Annotated in this window: 15 protein-coding genes and 9 pseudogenes; 14 read left to right on the top strand and 10 right to left on the bottom strand. The window is 57.5% G+C overall.

Annotation, left to right across the window (positions count from 1 at the left end):
* The gene (gene tnpB / locus LMTR13_RS25315; protein ID WP_083219207.1) at positions 1–174 is read right to left on the bottom strand and encodes an IS66 family insertion sequence element accessory protein TnpB; all 174 of its coding nucleotides are present in this window, start codon (positions 172–174) and stop codon (positions 1–3) included.
* Between the two features lie 89 nt (positions 175–263).
* Here tnpB (LMTR13_RS25315) and tnpB (LMTR13_RS43800) point away from each other — a divergent pair, with 89 nt between their 5' ends.
* A complete protein-coding gene (tnpB, locus tag LMTR13_RS43800) occupies positions 264–458 on the top strand; it encodes an IS66 family insertion sequence element accessory protein TnpB (RefSeq protein ID WP_083219206.1) in 195 nt (64 codons plus the stop codon).
* 74 nt (positions 459–532) lie between these two features.
* Positions 533–2,125, top strand: coding sequence for an IS66 family transposase (tnpC, locus tag LMTR13_RS25305; RefSeq protein ID WP_065730173.1), 1,593 nt, complete (start codon positions 533–535; stop codon positions 2,123–2,125).
* Between the two features lie 22 nt (positions 2,126–2,147).
* Here the strand turns inward: tnpC and LMTR13_RS42760 are convergent.
* Both LMTR13_RS42760 and LMTR13_RS25300 read right to left on the bottom strand, forming a co-directional pair.
* Positions 2,148–2,255, bottom strand: a pseudogene (locus tag LMTR13_RS42760) (IS66-like element accessory protein TnpA); the annotation flags it as partial.
* Between the two features lie 783 nt (positions 2,256–3,038).
* Positions 3,039–3,488 carry an SET domain-containing protein-lysine N-methyltransferase gene (locus tag LMTR13_RS25300; RefSeq protein ID WP_065730172.1) on the bottom strand — a complete coding sequence of 150 codons (450 nt, stop codon included), beginning with the start codon at positions 3,486–3,488 and terminating at the stop codon, positions 3,039–3,041.
* A gap of 1,311 nt (positions 3,489–4,799) precedes the next feature.
* Here LMTR13_RS25300 and LMTR13_RS25295 point away from each other — a divergent pair.
* Together LMTR13_RS25295 and LMTR13_RS25290 are read left to right on the top strand one after the other, a co-directional pair.
* The gene (locus LMTR13_RS25295; RefSeq protein ID WP_065730171.1) at positions 4,800–5,588 is read left to right on the top strand and encodes an N-formylglutamate amidohydrolase; all 789 of its coding nucleotides are present in this window, start codon (positions 4,800–4,802) and stop codon (positions 5,586–5,588) included.
* A 301-nt stretch (positions 5,589–5,889) separates the two neighbouring features.
* Positions 5,890–6,075, top strand: a pseudogene (locus tag LMTR13_RS25290) (transposase); the annotation flags it as partial.
* A 61-nt stretch (positions 6,076–6,136) separates the two neighbouring features.
* On the opposite strand, the pseudogene LMTR13_RS43960 reads toward LMTR13_RS25290, so the two are convergent.
* Positions 6,137–7,167: pseudogene (locus LMTR13_RS43960) on the bottom strand (IS110 family RNA-guided transposase).
* A 246-nt stretch (positions 7,168–7,413) separates the two neighbouring features.
* Between LMTR13_RS43960 and LMTR13_RS25280 the strand changes: the two are divergent.
* Positions 7,414–7,701 (top strand): hypothetical protein, encoded by a 288-nt coding sequence (locus tag LMTR13_RS25280; protein WP_156795781.1) that lies wholly within the window; start codon positions 7,414–7,416, stop codon positions 7,699–7,701.
* A 108-nt stretch (positions 7,702–7,809) separates the two neighbouring features.
* On the opposite strand, the gene LMTR13_RS25275 is transcribed toward LMTR13_RS25280, so the two are convergent.
* A complete protein-coding gene (locus tag LMTR13_RS25275) occupies positions 7,810–8,142 on the bottom strand; it encodes a hypothetical protein (protein WP_065730169.1) in 333 nt (110 codons plus the stop codon).
* A 516-nt stretch (positions 8,143–8,658) separates the two neighbouring features.
* On the opposite strand from LMTR13_RS25275, the gene LMTR13_RS25265 reads away from it, so the two are divergent.
* The 4 genes from LMTR13_RS25265 (at position 8,659) to LMTR13_RS43795 (ending at position 11,834) form a co-directional block, all read left to right on the top strand.
* Positions 8,659–9,315 (top strand): hypothetical protein, encoded by a 657-nt coding sequence (locus LMTR13_RS25265; RefSeq protein ID WP_065730167.1) that lies wholly within the window; start codon positions 8,659–8,661, stop codon positions 9,313–9,315.
* A gap of 203 nt (positions 9,316–9,518) precedes the next feature.
* Positions 9,519–10,475 carry a Fe(II)-2OG oxygenase family protein gene (locus LMTR13_RS25260; RefSeq protein WP_065730166.1) on the top strand — a complete coding sequence of 319 codons (957 nt, stop codon included), beginning with the start codon at positions 9,519–9,521 and terminating at the stop codon, positions 10,473–10,475.
* 63 nt (positions 10,476–10,538) lie between these two features.
* Complete coding sequence (locus tag LMTR13_RS41150) at positions 10,539–11,315, top strand: alanyl-tRNA editing protein (RefSeq protein WP_210184842.1); 777 nt, start codon at positions 10,539–10,541, stop codon at positions 11,313–11,315.
* The gene (locus LMTR13_RS43795; RefSeq protein WP_418219721.1) at positions 11,316–11,834 is read left to right on the top strand and encodes a hypothetical protein; all 519 of its coding nucleotides are present in this window, start codon (positions 11,316–11,318) and stop codon (positions 11,832–11,834) included. It begins immediately after the preceding gene.
* On the opposite strand, the pseudogene LMTR13_RS39710 reads toward LMTR13_RS43795, so the two are convergent.
* Together LMTR13_RS39710 and LMTR13_RS39705 are read right to left on the bottom strand one after the other, a co-directional pair.
* Positions 11,779–11,937, bottom strand: a pseudogene (locus LMTR13_RS39710) (transposase); the annotation flags it as partial. The gene LMTR13_RS43795 and the pseudogene LMTR13_RS39710 overlap by 56 nt on opposite strands.
* Before the next feature lie 54 nt (positions 11,938–11,991).
* Positions 11,992–12,987: an ATP-grasp domain-containing protein gene (locus LMTR13_RS39705; RefSeq protein ID WP_083219204.1), complete on the bottom strand. Its 996-nt coding sequence runs from the start codon at positions 12,985–12,987 to the stop codon at positions 11,992–11,994.
* A gap of 514 nt (positions 12,988–13,501) precedes the next feature.
* Between LMTR13_RS39705 and LMTR13_RS25240 the strand changes: the two are divergent.
* The 3 pseudogenes from LMTR13_RS25240 (at position 13,502) to istB (ending at position 17,926) form a co-directional block, all read left to right on the top strand.
* A pseudogene (locus tag LMTR13_RS25240) lies at positions 13,502–14,895 on the top strand (transposase).
* Between the two features lie 762 nt (positions 14,896–15,657).
* Positions 15,658–17,173 (top strand): annotated as a pseudogene (gene istA, locus LMTR13_RS25235) (IS21 family transposase).
* A gap of 11 nt (positions 17,174–17,184) precedes the next feature.
* Positions 17,185–17,926: pseudogene (gene istB, locus LMTR13_RS25230) on the top strand (IS21-like element helper ATPase IstB).
* Positions 17,927–18,265: 339 nt separating this feature from the next.
* On the opposite strand, the gene LMTR13_RS39700 reads toward istB, so the two are convergent.
* Positions 18,266–18,766: a GNAT family N-acetyltransferase gene (locus tag LMTR13_RS39700; RefSeq protein ID WP_083219203.1), complete on the bottom strand. Its 501-nt coding sequence runs from the start codon at positions 18,764–18,766 to the stop codon at positions 18,266–18,268.
* 142 nt (positions 18,767–18,908) lie between these two features.
* Entirely contained in the window at positions 18,909–19,082 is a 174-nt protein-coding gene (locus tag LMTR13_RS41145; RefSeq protein WP_156795779.1) for a hypothetical protein, read from the bottom strand.
* Positions 19,083–19,278: 196 nt separating this feature from the next.
* On the opposite strand from LMTR13_RS41145, the gene LMTR13_RS39695 reads away from it, so the two are divergent.
* Positions 19,279–19,770 (top strand): GNAT family N-acetyltransferase, encoded by a 492-nt coding sequence (locus LMTR13_RS39695; protein WP_083219202.1) that lies wholly within the window; start codon positions 19,279–19,281, stop codon positions 19,768–19,770.
* A gap of 679 nt (positions 19,771–20,449) precedes the next feature.
* Here the strand turns inward: LMTR13_RS39695 and LMTR13_RS25225 are convergent.
* Positions 20,450–21,545 (bottom strand): annotated as a pseudogene (locus LMTR13_RS25225) (IS3 family transposase).
* Positions 21,546–21,717: 172 nt separating this feature from the next.
* On the opposite strand from LMTR13_RS25225, the pseudogene LMTR13_RS43955 reads away from it, so the two are divergent.
* A pseudogene (locus tag LMTR13_RS43955) lies at positions 21,718–21,833 on the top strand (IS110 family transposase); the annotation flags it as partial.
* Positions 21,834–22,449 lie beyond the last annotated feature (616 nt).

Raw genomic sequence — 22,449 nt, 5'->3', positions numbered from 1 at the left:
TCAAAAAGAGCCCTCGAACAAATAGCCAAGCTGGGCCGGGGTGATGGTCACCACGCCATCGGCCGACGACGGCCAGAGGAAACGGCCGCGCTCCAGCCGCTTGGCATAGAGCGACATGCCAAGTCCATCATGCCAAAGGATCTTGATCAGCTTGCCGCTCTTGCCACGGAACACGTAGAGGTCGCCGCCGTGAGGTTATGTTGCGCGCAACATAACCGCACGACGGTGCGCTTTATGTCTTCCGGGCCAAAAGAGCCGACAGAATAAAGATCGTATGGTGGGATGGGTCCGGCGTGTGCCTCTATTTAAAACGTTTTGAAAAGGCGAAGTTCTGCTGGCCGCGGATCGGGCATCATCGGGTGCAGCTCAACCCCGCGCAGTTGATGGCACTGGTGGATGGGATGGACTGGAAGCGGGTCCGGACCGTGGCGGTCAAGCCGCCGGAGATTGTTGGGTAAAAGCACTGCGGCGAAGTGAATCAGTGAGCTGAAAGGGCAGGAGAAACGGAGCAAAATGTGCTCTGGTCGGGCCAATGACGCCGCCCGATCTCAACCTCCCGAATGACGTAGAGATGTTGAAAGCCATGGTGCTTGCCATGGCCGAGAAGGCCGCCCGCGCCGATGCTCTGGAGAGCGAAGTCACCGATCTCAGGGCGCGCAACGCCGACGCCGATGCGCGCATCGAGCGGCTGACGCAGATCCTGAAAGCCTTCGACCGCGCCCGGTTCGGCCGACGATCGGAAAAGCTCGGCTCTGCGAACGGCGACGATGAACAGCAGGCCCTTGTCTTCGAGGAGATCGAGACCGGCATTGCTGCGATCAAGGCCCAGGTCAGCAAGGGCCGTGAGCAAGCGGAAGGCAAGCGTGCACCGCGCCGGCGCAAGGGCTTTGCACCCCATCTGGAACGGATCGAAACCGTCATTGAGCCGGAAGAGCTGGCTGAGCATGCTGGCAAGCAGAAGGTGCTGATCGGCGAGGACGTGTCGGAACGCCTGGATGTGGTGCCGGCCAAGTTCCGTGTGATCGTCACGCGCCGTCCCAAGTATGCCTTCAAGGACGCGGACGGCGTGATCCAGGCGCCGGCCCCGGCCCATATCATCGAGGGTGGCATTCCGACGGAAGCGCTTCTGGCCCAGATCGCCGTCTCGAAGTATGCCGATGGCCAGCCACTCTACCGGCAGGAGGCCATCTACGCCCGCGACAAGGTCGAACTCGACCGCCAGTTGATGGCGCAATGGATGGGCAAGCTCGGCTTCGAGCTGGAAATCATGGCCGACTACATCTTCAGCGAGGTCAAGAAGGCCGAACGGATCTTTGCCGACGAAACCACCTTGCCGACGCTCGCGCCCGGCTCCGGATCGACGAAGACGGCCTACTTATGGGCCTATGCCAGAGATGATCGAACCTTTGGCCGCAGCGGTCCCCCGATGGTGGCTTATCGCTTCGAAGACAGCCGCTCCGGCGAATGCGCGGTCCGCCATCTCAATGGTTATCGCGGCATCCTGCAAGTGGATGGCTATGCCGCTTATAACAAGTTGGCGCGCCCCGATCGCGGCAATGATGCCATCACATTGGCTGGCTGCTGGTCACACAGCAGGCGCAAGTTCTACGAGCTGCATGTTGCAGGGAGCTCGAAAGTGGCAACGACGACGGTCGAGCGGATGGCAAAGCTCTGGCAGGTCGAGAAGACCGTGCGCGGTCAAAGCCCTGACGCACGCGTTGCCGCGCGTCAGCAAGCCTCAGCGGCGGTCGTCGCAGATCTCTTCGACCTTTGGCAGCAGACCTTGCGGCGGATCTCCGGCAAATCAAAACTGGCCGAGGCTATCCGCTATGCCGTCTCGCGCCGCGTCATCTTCGAACGCTTCCTCACCGACGGCCGCATTGAGCTCGACTCCAACATCGTCGAACGCGCCATCAGGCCACAAACAATTACGAGAAAGAACAGCCTCTTCGCTGGCAGCGACGGCGGCGGACGAACCTGGGCGACCATCGCAACACTGCTGCAGACAGCGAAGATGAACAACGTCGATCCGTTCGCCTGGCTCACCCTAACGCTTCAGCGTATCGCCGACGGCTGGCCAAGCAGCGAAATCGACGCGCTTATGCCATGGAACCACTCCGCCTGACGGCCTCAGCTTGCCGCTTACAGCTCTCCAGGACGATCTTGAGCTTCTCATCCTCGGACCAGCGCCGCCGCCGACCCGTATCCACCACTTCGAGCCGCTCAACTTGGGCACTGCGCCTATCACTGTCCATAAGGACAGTTCTCAACAACGCGCCTCACTCGACAAGGCGGCCGTCACCGGATGCGTACGCGGAATGATCACGATCCCAGGTGGAGCGCAGGTATGGCTTGCGACCGGTAACCCACACCGGGCGGTGAGGACTTCGCCTATATGCTGCAGGAGCGCCTGGTGCTTTCGCTTTTTAGGCGCTTGAAATTGCGAGCACCGCGAGCAGGGTCACGGGCCAGGGTCCTGCAAATCACGACACAAGTTAGGACTAATGGCGAAATGCACAAGTTAGGATTGCAATGACGAAATACTCGCGTTGGGATTGGCGGTGCTCCCGCGTCAGGGCTCACCTTACTGCGGTGTGCGGACAAGATGCAAAAACGAGCGCGGCAGCTCTTACCTGAGTGACGATGACTCGTACCCCTTGGATGTCGTTGCCGGAGGTTGATAGCGAATTCTTCCTCGTTTGTGAGCATGCAGGAAGAAAAGTTCCGAAATGCGCTGGAGATCTTGCGATAGACCGAAGCGGGTGGGAGCCGTGAGGAGCAATCAGGCAACCCGTCCTGGCTTCCGTGCGGACGCGTTTGACCAACTTGGCGACTGTCTTCGCTGTAATGTTCAATTGGAGCGCAGCGGTGGCCTTGGTAACGCCACCTCGATCACGCTGCGCACCATGGGCTCTCGACCTTTCGGCGTCAGACGAGGATTCTTGGACTGTCCATCTGGTCTCTCCCGGGGAACACTGAAGCTTCGCAACCTCAGCCTCCGGTTCAGACCAGATGGACAGCCTCCTGAAAGCTCAAATCTAGTCAATAAAGTTGATGGTAGGAGGATAAGCGGAGATATTCGAATAGCGGTGTGTTATTTCCTCATCCTCCTCTATGTCCTTCGTTGCCACAATGCTCACCCACGCGCCGGACTCTTCATCAGCCCACACTAATCGTGCATTTGGGTTCGAGGACGAGTGGTTCACTATCGAGACCCAACCGAAAACAACGTAGCCTGTCAGAGCATTACCTTTGAGATGCCGATCGTACCGCACAAAGTAGTACTCGAAGACTCCCGTACGATCTAGCAGCTTGGCTGTAGCATCATCAAATCCCCATGTCGGAGCGCGATCAATTACATCTCCAACTTTGAATGGAATATTTGCAAATACGCCGCGACCTTTTCCAGGCACAGTTTTAACATAGATAGCGTTGCTGCGATCAAAGACCTTGTCGACCATCGTGTGTTCCTTCTCGGTGCTGAGCATTGAACGTTTCCTTCGTCGTGTTCACCAGTAACGGGTGTTCATTGGACCGTTCGTAAGAGGTCAGGTGCTTCAGTACTGAGCTCCTGAAAAAGCGTCTTTCCGTGATGGTTGGAGTGTGATTCTGACCATCTGTTTGATTCCTTTGGACTGGAGCACGCGATGCGCCATCAGCGAACGGAAAAGAATTTAAGGCTTTGTGCCGCAGGACGGCGGCGATCCGCCGTCGGACAATGACCCGCACCGAATATCAAACACCTCCTCCGCCGGGCCAGCACATCGCCGCAACCGGAGATCGGGCGCGTCCTCTCTGGGACGACACTCGAGTCTTCCATTAAATACTCTTGCCAGCCAACACTTCACTTTCCCGAGAGAACATAGATTATACGCAAGCTCCTGACAGCTACCTAGAAATACAGCTACCAATTCGGGTGGGTAACTTTAGTTGCGTAACAGACCATCGATCCAATCGTCATGGCAGCACAGATTGTCGTTGCCAGCAAATCTTGTCTCGAACCCGCTTGAGCGCCATCATTAAGTTGAACGTAGCGATGGCCTACAACGTCGTTCCCGGTCATGCTGAAATGGCCAGCACCGTCAAGCCCTACCCACCCGATCTTCGAGATTGCGCAGAACGACAGATCTTGGCGTCAGCCCAAGGCATTGCGTGGGGATTTAGCGCGGATGTCGAATTCAAGTGCCGGCGAGATTGCCCCGTAACCTTTAACCGCTCGGGGAGTGATCTCGCGATAAAGGCGGCACCAATCTCGTGAGAACCACTTCGACTACAAGATGATTCCTTGCATGGGATCGGAGGATTTCGACTATATGCTTGAGGCGCGGCCTAGCGCTATCGTCTAGACTGGCCATGGATCGACCTCTGCCTCCCACAATCTGGCATATGATTTTAACCCCTGCCTTATGGCATCAGATATTAGGTGAACCTGGTCGAGACGACGCTGGCTGTCTGAAATTGGACGAGTAATGCTTGCGTCGAAGATGACAGCTTTGATTAAAAGTTCGACCCTTTGTTCGGGAGTGTGGAGGTGCACTCCTCCTCTCGAGCTGCGTCTGGGCCGATTGCAATTCAGCGAGTACCCTTCTATTCATCACCCTTCTATGTCCTCTGCGCGGTCACGGGCCGAGGCCCTGAATTCTCCACAATACGAGTTAGGACTTCAATGAAGAAATACTCGCGTTGGAATAGATCCGCTGGGTGGAGCTAGCGGAGGAGGCTTGGCGGTGCTCCCGCGTAAAGCCTGACCTGCGGTGTACAGACAAAAGCTAGGACAATTGGAAATTGGAGACCGGGAAGTGAACAAACGCGCTAGCTTTTGTCTGAGTGATGATGACCCGTCTCCGCTGGATGTCGTTGACGGCGAGGTTGATAGCGAATTCTTTCTGGTTTGCGAGCACGCAGGAAGAAGAGTTCCAAAATGCCTCGGGGATCTTGGAGTGGATCGCAGTGAGATGGAGAGACATATCGCGTACGATGTGGGAGCAGAAGCCGTTTCCCGCCGACTCGCTAGCGCTCTTTGCGCCCCGTTATACATCCAACGTTACAGCAGACTTGTGATCGACTGCAATCGCCCGCTCGAAGCCTCGGACTTGATTCCAGAAGTGAGCGATGGCACCGAAATCCCTCGGAACTTTGCATTGACGCCGGAAGAGCGAATGCTCCGCTTCGAGAAGATCCATCGGCCGTTTCACGAGGCAGTTTCAGATGGCCTGGATCGTGTCGTAGCGCATGGGCGAAAACCGATACTTTTGACGATCCACAGCTTTACACCTATCATGAGGCTAACAGGCGAGGTGCGCGAGTGTGAGCTTGGCTGCTGCTTCAATAGGGACGACCGGCTCGCAAAGGCGATGCTCTCGGAGTTGTGCGCTGCTTACCCAAGCGTAAAGGCGTCGCTTAACGCTCCCTATGGCGTCGATGATATAGGAGACTATACAATACCTTTACACGGAGATCGCCGTAGGATCCCGCATGTCCTCATTGAAATAAAGAATGACCTTATTTCCGAAGAGGGAGGACAAGCACATTGGGCTGGAATTGTTGACAAAACAGTCCGCGCTGCGACCGCGAAGATGAAGTTCTAATAGGCCCATTTATGAGCAGCAGACCAGCGTGGGGCACGCCCTCGCGAGGTCGCGCCGGAGTGGGTTCGCGTAATAGTTCGAACAACCTTGCGAACCGTGCCTCATCAAAGTGCGGGTTACTGCGAAGCTGCGAATTAGGCCGTGCCGATGAGCGATTGCGGCATGGCCCTTGTACAACATCACGCTTGCTGAGCGCAGGAAGTGAACTGAATAGTGATCGATCTGAAAAGTACTATTGTATGAGCTGCTGCCGGTTTGATGGACACCAAGATTAGGTGTTTCATTGAGCCGGAGGCGGGGAATGAAGAGACGGAAGTTCAGTCGCGAGTTCAAGGTCGAAGCGGTCAAGCTGGTCAGGGAGCGTGGGGTGTCGGTGGCGCTAGCCGGGCGCGACCTTGACGTTCATTAGAAGGTGCTGCGCAAATGGGTCAAGGAGTTCGGAGCCGATCCGGCGCAAGCCTTTCCCGGTCATGGACAGATGAAGCCCCTTCGTCCCGGCAGGGACGCCTGTTCCGCCGAAGGCGGATCTGAGTTGGTTTAAGATTGGTTCATGCGGCGCGCATCTCTGCCTGGAACTCAGTGCCATCGGTCCAGATGGCATGGAGGATGACAGCCATTTTGCGAGCGACGGCAACCTTCGCCTTTTTGGCGCCGATGCGTTTGGCCAGCTTGCAGCCCCAGCGCTTGAGTGCAGAACCTCGCCTGACAACGGTCAGCAGGACGTTCGCGGCCTCGAACAGGTAAGTTCGAAACCTGGTGGTTGCCGCGCTTGGAGATGCGGCCAGTGCGATCGATCTCACCGGATTGATAACCTCTCGGCGTCAGGCCGAGATAGGCGCCAACGTCGGCGGAATGTCTGAAGCGAGCGGGGTTGTCGATGATAACGACGAAGGCTAGAGCGGTCAGGGGACCGATACCGGGAACGGTCATCATTCGCTGAACAGTTTGGTCGCTTTTCGCCATCGCGAGGAGTTATCGATCAAGTTTTTTTTCAATTTGCTCGATCAAACAGGACTGAACAAGGAGTAGCGGTGCGAAAATATCATGCAAATCCGGCGCTTCAGCTAGCACGGCGTTGACTTTGCGAGCCAGGTTGGTCGAACCGGCCTTGCCGAGCACTATTCCCAACCCCTTGCACAGACCACGCATTTGGTTGTCAATATCTCGCCGCAGATTCACCAGCTTGCTTCGAGACGCCAGTAGCGAACGGATTTTCCAGCTCTCCGCCCCCCTTCACGGCAGCTTCCCGGTACCATCCCATGCGGGCCATTTCGGCCAACCCCATGGCATCGGTCTGATCCGACTTGTTGATGCGCATCGATAATGCCGCGTTGGCATGACGCGCATCAAGGCAAATCACCGGAAAGCCCAGCGCTCTGAGCTGGTGCCGAAGCCAATTGGATAGCGAGCCCGTTTCAAAAACGATCCGTTCAGCATTGCCGGCATGCCGCCGCAAGAGTTTGGCGATGGCCTCAGGATTGGTCGGCACGCAACCTTCGAATATCAGGCCGCCGGTCTGGTCCAAAACGCAAATGCTGGTTTCTTCCATAGAGATGTCCAGACCAACGTACTGCTTCATAGCGCTGCTCCCTTTCGATAATCGGCTGAGGCCCATCCTACGGACCCTCGTGTCCTCAAGAAGACGTCAGCCGCGATTACGCCATGTGAAGAACTGTCCAAGCCCTTGAGCGAGAGTTGATTTTTGGAGCGGAGTGAGGGTTGATTGCAAGCTTTTTGGGTTTGAAGGTCGGAAAGCTTGCAATTTCATTTTTGCGATTCCCTCGAATCGCGGGTCGTGATTCCGTGGGTCACATCGGAGGGAACGATGCGACCTACGGAACGTCGGGACAGCGGTCAGGCCGATCTTCTGCGCTCGCGGCTGGACGCGTTCATCGACATGAACCATGCGTTGGTGAAGCTGACACGGACGATCGACCCGCGCTCTCTTGGCATTCTGCTCATCGATCGCGGGCTGTCACTGGCGCTACGCCGCCGCTGGGCTCGATGCGAAATCCGACTACCTTCTTTCAAACCGAGCCTAAAGCTTACGCGGATAAGATTATGCGCCGACCCGCGCTCGAGCCAACCTAAATCGCAGCTGCTCGTCGCTTGATCAAGCGACGCGCCGTCGCATTAACCTCGAACTGTGGCTTTTCTATCCGGCATCAAGTCGCGGTGGCCGCGTCGGTGAAAGTTCCGGTAGTGATGTCGAGCCTGCTCCTTAGTACCGGCGTTGCTCCGCCAGCTGCTGGCAGCTGCCAAGCTCGCCGTCGTTGCCGCCGACGCGACATATTTCGGCGAAGATCTGCTCCGTCTCGATGATCTGGCCGAGCAGGCGAGGGTGGTTATCGGCGAGGGCGGCAAGTGTGGCAGAACGAGATGATGCGTCCGCCATTGCCGCGATGCGCGCCCGAAGGCCCTTGGCGAGACCGCCGGTCCGGCCGGATCGAGGCGCACAGGAGACATCCTCGCCATGCTGAAGAAAACACCCGATGTTGCGATCGGGGCTGCGCCGGAACTTTGCCGAAAAGGGGCTGGCGTTCGGCGAATGCACGATCCGTCAGTTCCTGGTCCGGCACGGCATCGCACGCAAAAAAGACCGCCCATGCCGCGGCTTCGTCACGTCGTCCACCACGCGTCACGGGCGACGATCGCGATCGTGGGGATGGCCAGCGAACCAGGATTGGACGCTCGCGGGCTCACGATCCGGCAGCAGCGTGAGGATCCGAAGCTATTCCAGATTGCAGACGATGCTGGCGCATCGGTGATTGCGTCTGCAGGCCCAATCATGAATGCCGATAATTCTGAGAGATATGCCCGCGAAGCGTGACGGTCGGGCCGCCGAGCGCGTTCCAATCCGGCGATAGAGTTCATGCGTAAGAATTCGGTAGAGTCCAAGCACCGCGGTATCATGGCCGGGCTTGGATCGCCGGAGTTTGCGACGTAGACCGTTCGAGTCACCGGGGTCGCGAGCTTACCGCTCATTTTAGGTAGTACTATCCCGGGTTGAAAGAAGGACCGGAACTTCCAAATAATTTTGGAGAAATTACGCTAAGATACGGAATCAAAGATGCCCGGTCAGCCGCTGGCCCGATTTGCCTTTCGCGCAAGAGAGAACCTCGTCGAAACGCTTCAGATAGGAAATTTAGCCGCCGATTTGCGAGAAGCTCTTCGCGATGCGAAGCATCGGAGTCCCAATGACAGGACGTTGGCTCGGGTGTGTTACCACAGTCAACTTATGAAGCAATCATTGGCCCTCAGCATTCTCCAAGGATTGAAGAAGTTCGCCAACTTGAATCAGCTGAACGTCGATGACCAGATGTTTCTCCCGACTAAGGCGTTGGTCGAGTTCAACTGCGAGATCGTCGGCCTAGCGGGCGAATTGGCTCGCGTGATCGGCGGTCCACTGAATGTCGACTCATCTCATCTCAAAGATATCGCAGACATCGTGGGTACCACGCCGCAAACCATTTTACAGGCGGCTTGCGGCAAATGCATTCTGATACCGGAGGAGTTGGCCAATGCGATCGCGGCCGCCACAAGCCGCGTGATTCGGCCTGCGCAGCCGGTGCCTGTCCGCGCGCGACCGGCGAACGAAACCGAGTTCAAGCCATTGGGTGGCGAAAGGCTTGAAAAGGGATGGGCGCCTTTCCGTTGCAACGAGACAATCGAGGTTCGAGCTGAGGTCTTGCGATGGCTGAGGGCCCAACCGACCGCAGCGGCTTAAAATACGTTTCCGTGCCTCTTAGAACCCGGTCACGGTCGCTCCGCGACGCCAATTTCACGTAGATCGACGGATAAAACGATGGTTTGTACAGGGCACTGCCTCATTCGAGACGAGGCTCTGTTCGCACGTTGTGACGATTTGCCACGACGGGTCTTTTAAGCGGCGTCCGAGCAAGGCCTTTCAACCTCAGAAGGAAGAATGCCATGTCTGATACGACTTCTGAGCGCATAACTGTCGAATCACTCAACCCCACCGAACGCGCACGCCTGGCAAACACGTTGACAGGCTACCTAAGCGGCCTCGAGTGGCCAGCCAATCCCGCCGAGCAAGCGGCGGTCGGAAGGGACTTCGTTCCGGCGTTTGAAGCTACGCTGCCGCATTTGGCGCAGGTCTTGCAAGACGTGAAGTCCGGAAAACTCTTAGCGGCGTACTTCACCGGACTTCCTCAGGAGCCCTCCGAAGCGCGCATCGTGCTCCTCGCAATGAGCAGTATGCTGGGTGCGACGTTCAACTACTCCAGCCAAAACAGCGGAGAGCTGGTCATGCGGTTGGTACCGATCACCGGCTCGGCCGGAAATACTAACGCTACGCGGGGCGAGTTCAAGATCCACACCGATGACGCTGCTCTGCCGCGAGACGCGCGGACCGAGTACATCAATCTGTACGGGATCGTGAATCCGCCGGGTACTCTCACGAGCTACGCTGCGGCTTCCGACGCTCTGTCCGAACTCGACCCCTCGGTGATCGATGTTCTGCGTGAGGCACGTTTTAGCTTGCGGTTTCCGACGAGCTTTGGATTCGGAGCCGAAATGTGGTCGGCTCCCTGCCCAATCCTAGTCGGCGCGGAGGACGATATCGAGTTGCGCTTTCCAAGCTACGCTACGCGGCCCTCGCGTGAAGGTGATGAAGTCGCGCTCGCGGCGATCGAGCGGCTCGCGAAGGCCTTGGACCGGCATGCAGTTGGGTTTCCCCTTGATCCCGGGTGCTTTCTGACTTTCAATAACTACCGCGGTGCTCACAAGCGCGGTGCCATCGGCGAAAGCGAACGCCTGATCTTCAGGACGTACAGCACTCGCACGCTGGATTTCCTGCGGGATGTGACCGGCAGCCACGGTCCAATCTTCCCGATCGACTCGTTCGCCAAGAAGATCAGCGCTTGAGCGGGCGGCATCGTGGCCGGCATGGCGGTCATGAGCCGCCGTGCCGCTAACCGGAGAATCCATGTGGAAAGGCAGAAGCAGTTGTTCAGTGCTCAACCCGACCTGACCAGTATCGTTTCGACGATAATAGCGGCTCGGACGCATCCTCTAGGTGCGGCTGTCGCCGTCGCCGACAATATCGTGAGGCCCGCCGGAGGAGGCGAACCGAGAGATCGCGGGCTCGTTAGGTGTGCTGACGGACCTGGCCTAGAGATCCTTGGCGCGGAGAAGTACGAAGGCTCTACCTGGGTTATTTTGCCAGCGGAAGCATCGGCCGTGATTTCGGGCGAGCAGGTCTTCGTGGAGTTAGACTCGGCGTACAGACAGCGCCGTCGGCGGCTTCACACCGCGGTTCACCTTGCCATTCGGGCAATGCAGAACCACCTCGGAAGCATCCACGTCGTGGACGCGCGGATCGAAGAAGATGCCGGAAGCGCACTGGTCGCTTGCCGCTATTCGACCCCGATCTCCGACACCGACATCGTGGCCATCGACCGCGCGATTAGGTCGGAGGTGCTGAACCCGCGCCCGGTGACCATCTTGACGGCAAAGTCGGTCGAATGTGCCAACAAGAGCTACGGCGACCTTTTCCGCCTTAGCGAGCGCTACACCTTGAACGGCAGGGTCCGCCTAGTGTGCATAAAGGGCTACGATGTGAATCCGTGCTCGGGCCTCCATTACCATTCTACCGACATCGGCCCCTACGAATTGAACGTGGAGGCCGGCGGCGACGATCCGAACCGGTTTGCCATTCGCATCGTTCCGACCAAAGTATGGACCAGCTGGTTCGGAAAGGAGTGATTGCTTTCGTTGCCCAGGACGTTGTTGGCAAGACTGGTGGTCCTGGCCGTGCCGGGCACCGCAGCGGCTTCATCGGGAGTCATCAGCCTCTACGATCTCGGCTCGAGCGGCATGACCACGCATGCCAACAGGGTTCACCACATCACAACCGTTACCCAGGTCGCCAAGGATATCGGCGAAGACGAAGACTGGCTGCGGGAAATTGGCATCGAAATGGAGATCGAGGACGGTGTGATCTGGGTCTATGGCGTCGGAGAAGACGGCGTTAAGGCGTTCACCGACTTCGGAATTGAAAACCTGATCGAGCTCATAAAGTTCTACAAGGAAAACCCCCAACTTCTCAGCGCTGACATCATGTCTGCGGTCCAGGCCGGATGGGTACGGACTTATCGACGTCAAGACCTCAAGAACCGCGGCCTGAGCACAGCGCTTATCGTCCTCCGTCTTGAGGTGCTTGTCTTGCGAGACCTCCATCCTGTCGAAGTTCGCTTTTCCATTTGCAAATCCTTGCATCGCTGACAATTTGTTTGCGGCGTAGATCGGCGGCCGAGATGCCGGCCTCGTACTCTCTTAGAATCGTGATGATCTGCTCCTCCGAAAAGCGGCTGCGCTTTTTGCCCAGTCCTCGTCCGGGCCAGAGCGAACTTCGTCCGAATAAATCCTGGGGCAAGGTCACTCATGAAGACCAATTGTTCTGGAAGTGAGCAATGACTAGCTTCGCGACCTGATCCGAATGATCTACCCCAGAAGCTAATTTTGCGTCGTATAGCCCCCCCGGGTTTACAAGATTAAGTTCAAGTATGTAAGGATAAGCCATATCTATCCCAACGAAATTGATGCCATGTGCCATCAGCTTTTGACCAATCAACTCGGCAAGCTCGATTTCACCGGAATGCAAATCGACCGAAATCAGCTTTCCTCCTAGCGCTATATTCGACCTGTGATCGTCTGGATGTCCTTGCCGACCGTGCCAAGCAACCGCCTTCCCGCAGACAACAATGACGCGCTTTTCGCCTTGGACTACTTCCGGAATAAACCGCTGAAGAACAGCGTACTCGGCTTTGAAGCCGCCTAGATCACCATAGTTGTATTCTGCGACAGCGTTTCCGGTAAGGCATTGGAGGATTGCTCGAACGTTTGGTCCGTTTGAAGGAAGTAAGAAGACGTTTTGCCCGCCAGTGGAATTTGGCGGCTTGGCCACCCAGCACTGATCTGGGCTTTGCCGATAGCGTTCCCAGAGTAACGAGAAATCGTTCGATATATACGAAAAGGCCCTGTTCTCTTTTGGCACGACATAGCCCAATGCATGTTTTGGATTTAGAAACATCAGACCTTCAATGCTGTTAACGAATGCGGTATGTTGCGACGCCAGCCACAGCATTTGCCAGACGTCGCAGAACACGCGATCTTGGGGATGATTCATGACCCAGATCAGCTGGCATTCGTCAAGAAAGAATGTGCCTCGATCTCCCAGTGCAGCAGAGCCGGGATGGTAAGGTTTGCCGTCTTGAGGTACGAGCACTCCTCGTGTGAAAAAGCGATAGTCATCTGCCGCAATAGCATTGAGCTCGCCGAGGATTACTTCACAACCGAAACGACGGAATGCGTTAGTGATTGGTGCATCATTTTCACCTAAGCAATCGAGGGTGTTTGTGAGTATGAGCAATCTCATCACCTTCTCCTAGCCAGATAAGCAAACAGAGATTGAACTAGCTGCACGATCCAAAGCTTCGATGACATCGAGAGGGCTATCTGCCGTCGCTGTGACGTCGCAGCCGTATCTCGGAAATTTCGGCGCCATTCGCAACGATCTGCTTTGTCGCTGTGACATTCGGGATCCTAGCTACAGCATCACTCAGTATTGCTGCATTCCAATAGCAACCGCCGTGCCAGCGTCGTCATCGCGCTGTAACTTACTGATTGTGTTTTGAAAAAAGCGCGATCCGACGAAGGACGTCAAGTGTCTTGAACCTGACAAGATTGTGCCGAACCAGCGGCGGGTATTCGGTAAGCGTCGTTCTCATGCTACGGCCCCTGAGGCCTTGAGTGCGGACGGTCCAGGGCAGTAGCTGGTCGATGTCGCGATGTGGATGTCCGTTGACGATCCGATAGTTTTGCAAAACTCCCGTTGAGACGACTCACGATCCGTGATTCCGTTAGTGGAGAGGCATCGGCGGGAGCAGCGCATGATGGGGCGGCGGGAGGATAGTCAAGGACATTTTTTCTATTCTTTTGATCTCGACAAGGTAGTTCCACCCGATCATTTGGTCCGCCAGATCGACGGGTTGCTCGATCTGAGTTGGGTGCACAAGGAGCAAGCGCCCCTATTACTCGCACACTGGTCGGCCTTCGATTGATCCGGTTTTGATGATCCGGATGCTGCTTGTCGGCTATGTGTTTGCGATCCACTCCGAACGACGGATTTGCGCTGAGATTCAGGTGAACCTTGCTTATCGCTGGTTCTGCAAGCTCGGTATCGAAGACAAGATTCCTGATCACTCCGTATTTTATCGTGGCGGCGCTAACGCTTTCGAGAGGGCGATGCCCTGCGCGGGGTGTTCGAGGGTGTGGTGGCGATGAGTATCGCGGCCGGGTTTGGTTGGGGGGGAGGCGTTCTCGATCGATGCGAGCTTGATCAAGGCGGACGTGGATAGGAAGAAACGGATCCCCGGCGATCAGCCGTTCGCATGGAAGGCAGAGGAGGCATCCTACGCGGTTCGCGAGTATCTCGCCGCCCTCGATGCCGGCGACGATGAGGATCGTGGTGGAGACGGTGGCGGATCGAGCCAAGGTGGCCATCGACGCAAGCCTCCCAAAGAAGTCTCCCTCACCGATCCACAAGCGACATGGGTTGCGCGAGCCGGTCTGGACCCATTCCTTTGCCTATGACGCGAACTACCTGATCGACAACAAGGTTGGGATCATCCTCGATGCGGTAGGCACTCGCGCGAACCGCACCGTGGAGATTGCTGTCACGCAGACCATGGTGGACCGTGTTGAGCGCCGCTTCGATCTGCGCCCCCGGAGACTGGCGGGCGACACGGCTTATGGCGCAGTACTACTGCTCAAATGGCTGGCAGATCGCAACATCACACCGCACGTACCAGTGTGGGACAAGTCGGCACGCGCGAATGGCAGCTTTAGCCGATCCGACTTCGTGTTCGATCAGGAGCGCAACATCTATGCCTGCCCGGGCGGTGCGGAGCTGACCAGCTCCGGCAATATCGATCAAGGCCACATCGTTTACTACAAGAGCGACTGCTCGCAGTGCTTACTGAAGCCGAAGTGCACGACGGCGGTCGTGCGCAAAATCACCCGCGACCTCAACGAAGATGTGCGCGATCGTGTCCGTGCATTGGCCAATACAGAAGCCTTCCAGCAATCGCGCCGCGAGCGGAAGAAGGTCGAGATGCGATTTGCGCATATGAAACGGATTCTCAGGCTCGACCGAGTTCGGCTGAGGGGCTTGAGTGGCGTCAAGGACGAAGTGCTGCTCACAGCAACCGCACAGAACCTGACACGGCTTGCCAAGCTTCTCTACCGCGCTCCGCTCCCTCTCCGAGCCGCTTGCCTGGCGTAAGCGCCCGCAAATAGGCAGGCGGAGCCGACACAAGGAAGCGCCCAAAGAAGGGGCAGGAAAACTTACAGCTGAGCTAGGCATTCGAAGTCAGCCGAGTTTTGCAACACTATCCATCCTCGTGAGACATCGGAGAGATAGGCGAGAGGATCGACATCGTTGATCTTGCAGTATGCCGACTGCCGAACTATGCCGAACAGGCCCGTTTTCCCCGAGATTTACCGTGGGCGGCGTGTAATCGGCTCGGCATAGTTCGTCTTGTGCCTTCCGCTTTCAACAGCGGAGGCGGACTGCAGAAGAGTATTTGGTAGGAGCCGGCTATTCCGGGGCCTGAAGAGTGGACCCCACGGAGAGCTCGTCGAGCTCTACGCGGCGCGCCTCGTCAGAGACGAGCTCGCGGGCCACGGCACGTGGCGATGCCTGAACTTGGTCGGCGATCTCCCCAGCTGATCAAAAGATGTGGCTTGAAGCTGCGCGATCTCGATGAGTGCAGTGCGTCCAGCCGGTCGATCGGGCGGCGCTGAAGCGGTAGCTATCGGTGTTGCGCGAGGCATCCATATTTGCGGATTCCGAGATGATGGTGCGCACCGTACCGAGTTGATGGCGCGCAGAGTTCCGAAATGATCACGCGCAGCATTCCGAGCATTCTCCGCGCAGCATTCCGATTTGATCGCGCGCAGTTTCGGATGGTGTGAGCCTGATCGTTGGGCCATTTCTCCGGTTGGAAACACCTTGGAGAATTGGATGCCGACGAGGAGGGTTATCATGCGCCAGGTGCGCGAGATTGTGAGATTGAGCCTTGAGGCTGGGCTCTCGACGCGCGTGGTTGGCGAGCGTATCGGCGTCGGGCCGACGACGGTACGTGACACGCTGAGCGGTTTGTGCGCGCGGGTCTGGCATGGCCAGTCCCGGAAACGATAAGCGACACCGAGCTGGAACAACTGCTGTACGGGGCGCCTGACGTGAAGCCGGGTCGCCGCAAGGTGACCGAGCCCGACTGGTCCGTTATTGCCCGCGAGCTCAAGCGCAAGCACGTGACCTTGCAGGTGCTGTGGGAAGAGTACATTGCGGAGCATCCGGACGGGTACCGGTATAGCCGTTTCTGTACTTGTTCCGCAACTGGGAAGGCCGGCTGCCGCTGGTGATGCGCCAGCACCACGGCGGCGGCGAGAAATTGTTTGTCGACCGGCGACACGGTGCCGGTGGTTGGCCGCAAGACTGGCGAAGTGCGTGACGCGCACACCTTCCTGGCGGTCATGGGCGCGTCCAGCTTGTCGTTCGTGCTGGCGACGTGGACCGAGCAGCTCGGCGACTGGATCGCGGGACACAACGCGGCCTTCAGCTTTTTTGGCGGCGCGACGCAACTCCTGGTGCCCGACAACGCCAAGGTGGCGGTGATCAAGGCCTGCCTCTATGACCCCATGGTCAACCGCAGCTACAGCGACATGGCGCAGCATTACGGCACGGCGATTTTGCCAGCACGGCCGCGTCGTCCGAGAGATAAGGCGAAGGTCGAGGCCTGCGTCGGAATCGTCGAGCGCTGGCTGCTGGGGCGACTGCGCAACCGAACTTTTTACAGCCTGGCCGAACTAAACGGTGCGATCACCGAGTGGCTGGCCAAGCTCAATGACGGACGGATGCTGCGTCAGTATGGCCGCACGCGACGCCAGCTGTTCGAGGAAATTGATGCGCCGAATCTTAAACCTCTTCCCGGTGAGCCGTGGGTCTATGCCGAATGGCGCCGATGCCGGGTCGGGCTCGACTATCACGTCGAGATCGAACGACACTACTACTCGGTGCCCTATCGCTTTGCCCGTCGGGAGGTAGACGCGCGGATCTGTGCGCGAACGGTTGAAATCTTCCTGGGGGCGAGGGTATCGCCGCGCACATGCGCGGCAGCGGCAACGGGCGGCACACGACGATCAGCACCCACTTGCCTTCCAGCCACCGGCGCTATGGCGAGTGGACGCCGGCAAAGATCCGCAGCGAGGCAACCCGGATCGGCCCGATGCTGCGCCTGCTGGTCGATCGGATCATCGAGGATCGGCCGCATCCCGAACAGGGCTATCGTTCGTGCCTGGGTATCCTCCGGCTTGAAAAGCGCTTTGGCGCCGAACGCCTCGAGGCGGCCGCGCTGCGCGTGCTTGAGATCGAGGCTCGCAACTACCCAAGCGTCAAATCGATCCTCGAAAAGGGGCTCGATCGCCTTCCAACGCCCGCGTCCTCCGAGCGCGAGCTGATCATGCACACCAACATCAGAGGCTCGGACTATTACCACTAAAAGGGAAGAAAATGCTGACACACCCCACACCCCACTTGCTTACCCGGCTCGGCCGTGCCGGCATGGCCGAGGCCTTCACGAGCCTCACCGACAACGAGGAGGTCCAGAGTCTCGCTCGCGCCGAATGGCTGGCGTTGCTGCTAGACCATGAAGCGACTTGGCGCAATAACCGGCGCCTGGCGCTTCGTCTTCGCAAGGCAAAGCTGCGTCATCATGCCGTACCCGAGGATATCGACTACCGCGCCTCCCGTGGGCTCGACCGTCGCTTGTTCGACGTGCTGCTCAAGGGAGACTGGATCAAGAACCGTGAGAATTGCGCCATTGTCGGGCCAACCGGCGTCGGGAAAAGCTGGCTTGGCTGTGCGGTCGGCCACAAGGCCTGTCGGGACAACCACTCTGTGCTTTACACCCGGCTGCCGCGGTTGATCGAAGAACTGGACCTTGCCCGCGGCGATGGCCGACTTGCTTCGCGGATGAAGAGCATCGCCGCGGTCAACCTCCTAATTTTAGACGATTGGAGCCTCCAAACAATCGACGCTAATGCCCGGCATTATCTGCTCGAAATCCTCGAAGACCGCTACGGCCGTCGCTCGACACTCGTCACCAGCCGGCTTCCAATTGCCAAATGGCATGGAACTCATAAATGACCCAACTTACGCCGATGCCATACTCGATCGCCTGCATCACAACGCTCACAGGCTCGAACTGAACGGTGATTCTATGCGTCGCCAGCCCGTTCTTCCTCGGCCTTGAATACATCGTCGGCCGATGAAGACCGAGACTGCAGCTCGCGAAGCTGACCGGCCGCTACGGCACCGTCGCGACCTTCTCGGGCGGCAACGGCTCGACCCACGCTAGGCAACTCGTGTCCTTTAACCGTCCACCCCTTAGCAATATAGTGGCGTCGGCAGCGGCAGACCGTGAAAAGAACCGCTCAGAAGCACCATCCGTTAGCTGTTGCCGGCGCGTTACTAGGCGAACACAGCGTTCGTCAAAACAGTCATTGGCGCATACGGTTGCCCGATTGCACCAAAAGTGCACCAGCTACGAATGCATCCACACAGCGTTACGGGGCCTATTTCGTCATCGACTTCACGCCACCATGAGCTTTTCAAGAACCAAAACGTCGTGGTACTTTCCGCTGTCTGGAAAGGCTTCTGGAAGGCATCCAGCGACCGAAAATCCACATTTCCGTTCTGCGAAAGAAACGACGTCGGGCATGTCTTTAAATACGATTGCCAAAATGCAGTGGAGATTAAGGGTGCTTGCTCGACTTAGAAGGGTGTGCGCAAGGGCAGATCCAATTCCTTTACGACGAAATGATTCTTGAACATAGAGCGACATCTCGGCTGTGTGCTTCACACCATCATTGGCGTGATGTCGAGTGAGCGCTGTCCAGCCGACCACGTCACCATTGTCGATGCACGTGTAGGACTCAAAGGACGGGCACGTTTCGAATAGAAATTCCTTCATTTCCTTCACGCTCCAGGGGCGTGTTCCTTGGGTCGATTCCCTAGCACGAGATGCGGCGTTGTAGAGCTCTGTTACGCTTGGCAGGTCACCTGTGTGCAATCGACGCACTTCGTATCGCATTAGACGTTCTCCAATCTCGTTTCGCATCGCACTCAGATCGACAGGCAGTTAACGATCAACGAAGCAAAAGACAAACAAATGATTAAGGCTCCAACATTCTGATGTTTAGTGGCCTGAGGAGCTTGCTCAGCAATGCTCAGTCTTACGATTGCATCGGTTCCTGACGGAACACGCTGAGCGAAAGCGCAAACGAGGTGCACGGCGCCGTGTCGAGCGCGATTTCCGAGTTGCGCAGCCGCGCAGCAGGATCCTCCAGCGAACCGAGCATCCTTGTGGTTCTGTAAAGGCGGCAATGCAGAACGGCGCGGATCGGCAACAGTTATCCAATAGTGCCTGTCTCCGGCGCTCGTGGCAATCTACCAGAGCTGACAGCTTGTACGGACGGATCTAATGGTGATTTGTTCCGAGTATTAAACATGAGACGCCCGAATCCGCATTCCGAGTAACAAATGGCAATATCGCGTCGCGAGGCGCCACACACGCGAGCTCAAACAAAAGGGAGGAGATAGATCATGCTTCGGCGCGCAATCTATTCCGATGCCGACGACATCGCAAAGATCTACAATCAGGCGATGAAACCCGGCATCTTTGCTACAAGTCAATTGGCTCCCGATGTTCGCAACGAACGCGTCGGCTGGCTTAGCGAACATCAGGATCCTTATCCTGCGTTCGTCTATGAGAAGAAAAATGGGGCCGTGGTCGCCTGGTGCGCACTGAGTAGGTTTTCTGTGCGCCCTGAGTATACAGGGATCGCCGAAGCATCAGCTTACGTTGACGAGAATCATCGAGAGAAGGGCATTGGCAAGATGATGCTTGCACACTTGATTAGCACCGCCGACAGTTTTGGACTAAGAGCAGTGGTCGGACGAGCACTTGAAAGGAACGTCGGAGCTATAAGAAACACTACGTTTTTGGGATTCCGGCGCGTTGCACTGGTACACGAAATCTCACGCATTCGTGGGGAATGGCATAACGACGTATGGAGCTGGAAAAAATTACGGTGAGGTGCAATCTGCGAGCGTATCCAAGAACAGGCAGCTTGCGGACGGCAGCGTCGCGTACGTCACGCTCGCGTTTGATCTCACCGCCAAGAGGAGCGTTGCCGCACTGTTAGGTACACCACCGGAATGTACTCTCTAATGCCAAGTTTGGATCGGCGTGAAAGCAAATGCTTTGTTCCCAGGTCCGCATGCGCTACAGATTTGAGAAGTTGACACGTGCGAACTATTAGGAGAGGAGGGGCATCTGTTAAGAAGTCGATTTGAGTGCGATTGGGCGGGCGGAGCAATCGCGATAAGACGTTCAGGACTCGGCAACGCAGAGGCCTCAGCGCGAGGACGAAGCTGAGATTGTAGCCGAGGCGGTGAGGCCCACGTGGCGCTGTCGCCCTCGCGCTGAGTTCTCGGTCAGCGTTGATAGGGCCGATCACGCGGGCTTGATGGCCGTACGGTGCCTGAGCTCGCGTTTGATCACCGAATCTCACGGTACGGGCCTGTAGATGAAGACGCTTCGCGAGTTTGTTGTTTTGTGACCACGATAGATTTTATCGACTTGGGCGCTCGAACCGGAGGCCGCTGAGCTTCTCGGTAGCCTCGATGACCTCGGCCAACGTAGTTAGAGTCCGGCCTGAAGTGCAGCGAGACCGAAGTTTGGACCACACAGAACTAGAGTTTGCGCCTCTGATCACGCTGGCGGGCTGGTTGCGCCAGCGTGGTTTTGCAGCAAAATCGACCGTCGATTGCCGTCGCCCCAAGGGGCCGGTCTTCGTTGTGGTATCTGCGCCAATTCTCCACTTTTTGCTGGGCGTCCGCTAGCCTGAGAAGCCAATGGGCTTTTGAGGCATTCGGCCCGGAAGCGGCCGTTGGATGCCTCGATGAGCGCATTGTCGGTCGGCGTGCCGGGCCTTGAGAAGTCCAGCGTGACGCCGCGCTGGTAGGCTCACAGATTAAGATCGCGCGACACGAACTCGCTGCCTTCATAGACGCGGCTCGTCGCCGGGAAGCCCACTTCCTTGCAGGCCCGTTCCAGTACCGCCACGACGTCGGCGCCGCAGAAGGTGAACCGGGACGCCAGCGCCGGCGAAAAGCGGCAGAGGATATTGACGATGGTAAGCATGCGAAGCTTGTGTCCTGTCGCCAACTGGTCACGGACGAAGTCCATCGCCCAGGTCTCGTTCGATCGCGTGGCCGGCTTGCGGTCGTCGCGCAGCTGGTCTTGACCGGGCGCTTGAGCGTTTTGGTGCGCAATTGCAGGCCTCGCGGTAGACGCGCAGGGTCTTGTTCTGGCCGAGGCGCCAACCTTCACGACGTAGCAGGACGTGAACGCGGCGGTAGCCGTGGCGAACGCGGGCATGACAGATCTCCTTGACCTTCTGTTCGAGAGCAGCCGTGCCGGAGCGACGAGACTTGTAATGGCAGGTTTGCCTGTCAAACTCGAGAGCCGTGCAGGCCCAGCGGATCAGACTGCCATTCGCGGCGGACTTCGTCGACAAACTTGCGCTTCCAGCCAAGCCTCATAGCTTTCGGCGGATCACGTCCTGCAGCATCTCCTTGTCGAGCGACAGATCCACCACCAGCTTCTTTAGCTTGCTGTTCTTCTCCTCGAGCTGCTTCAACCTTCGCATCTCCGTCGGCGGCAATCCGTCCTATTTCTTCTTTCAGTTGAAATAAGTCGCCTGGCTGATCCCGGCCTTGCGGCCGATGTCCGCCACCGGGACCCCGTCGTTGCCCTGCTTTAGGATGAACGCTTTCTGGACGTCCGATAAGTTTGAAGCCTTCATCATCCGTCGTTCCTCCAGCCCAGGGGAGTCGGCAGCGAAAACTCTAGCCAAAAATGGTCCAGTTCGCCGGCCTCGGCTCAGAAGAAGGACTAACAGATGAAGCGAGCAAGGTTCACGGAAGCACAGATTACTGCGATGTTGAAGGAGCATGAGACTTGAGCGAAGACGGCATCTGCTTGAACGACGTCGGCCCATGGTCGTCGCGATCCTCGTTGCCAACAAATTGGCTCGGATCATCGGTCGATGATGATGACCGGGGAATTCTATCGGCCTAAGCTCTCGGTTTGAGCTGCTGCGTATCCTGGCCACGTTAAGGTGTGAGGGCAAATGACAGCATGATGGAAACCGGCGGAGCTGGGGATCGAGAAAGCCCGAAGAGTTTTAAGCGCGCGCCCCGATGATGAGGCCTCTATCAGCGATCTCCATCGGGGCCAGCGGCCATGCATCGGTCGCCCTCACAGGCCGCATACATGAACGCACCCGACCGATATCCAAAATGCTGACGAATCCCTTGCATCCACGGGGGTCGTCTATACATGAAGCTTTCGATGAAAGCATTCTACGGCGGCTTTCAATGGAGTGCCACTCGACCTGCCTTCCCGCGAACATCGTAGCACCGCCATGCCGGCGCGATCATTGCCGGACGACCGCGGATCCAATTACGACGTCGAGCCCGCGTGCCGACCCACAAGCGTGGCAGGCCGTATTGGCGACCAGAACCAGTCATTCGCGCGTGAAATCGTCGACGGATGCGAATGCGACGGCCATCCGTGATCACGTCCGATAGGAAGTCTATGCTCCAGCGTTTTGGGACCTTGTGGCAACGATCGGCGCTCTTGTCCCGAGCGCTCGCTTGCGCCGCCACGATGCACCTGACACCGTTCCTCGCAATATAGCAGCGAAG

The organism is Bradyrhizobium icense (assembly GCF_001693385.1).
Classification (GTDB): domain Bacteria; phylum Pseudomonadota; class Alphaproteobacteria; order Rhizobiales; family Xanthobacteraceae; genus Bradyrhizobium; species Bradyrhizobium icense.
This window is presented reverse-complemented; position numbering and strand designations above follow the sequence as displayed.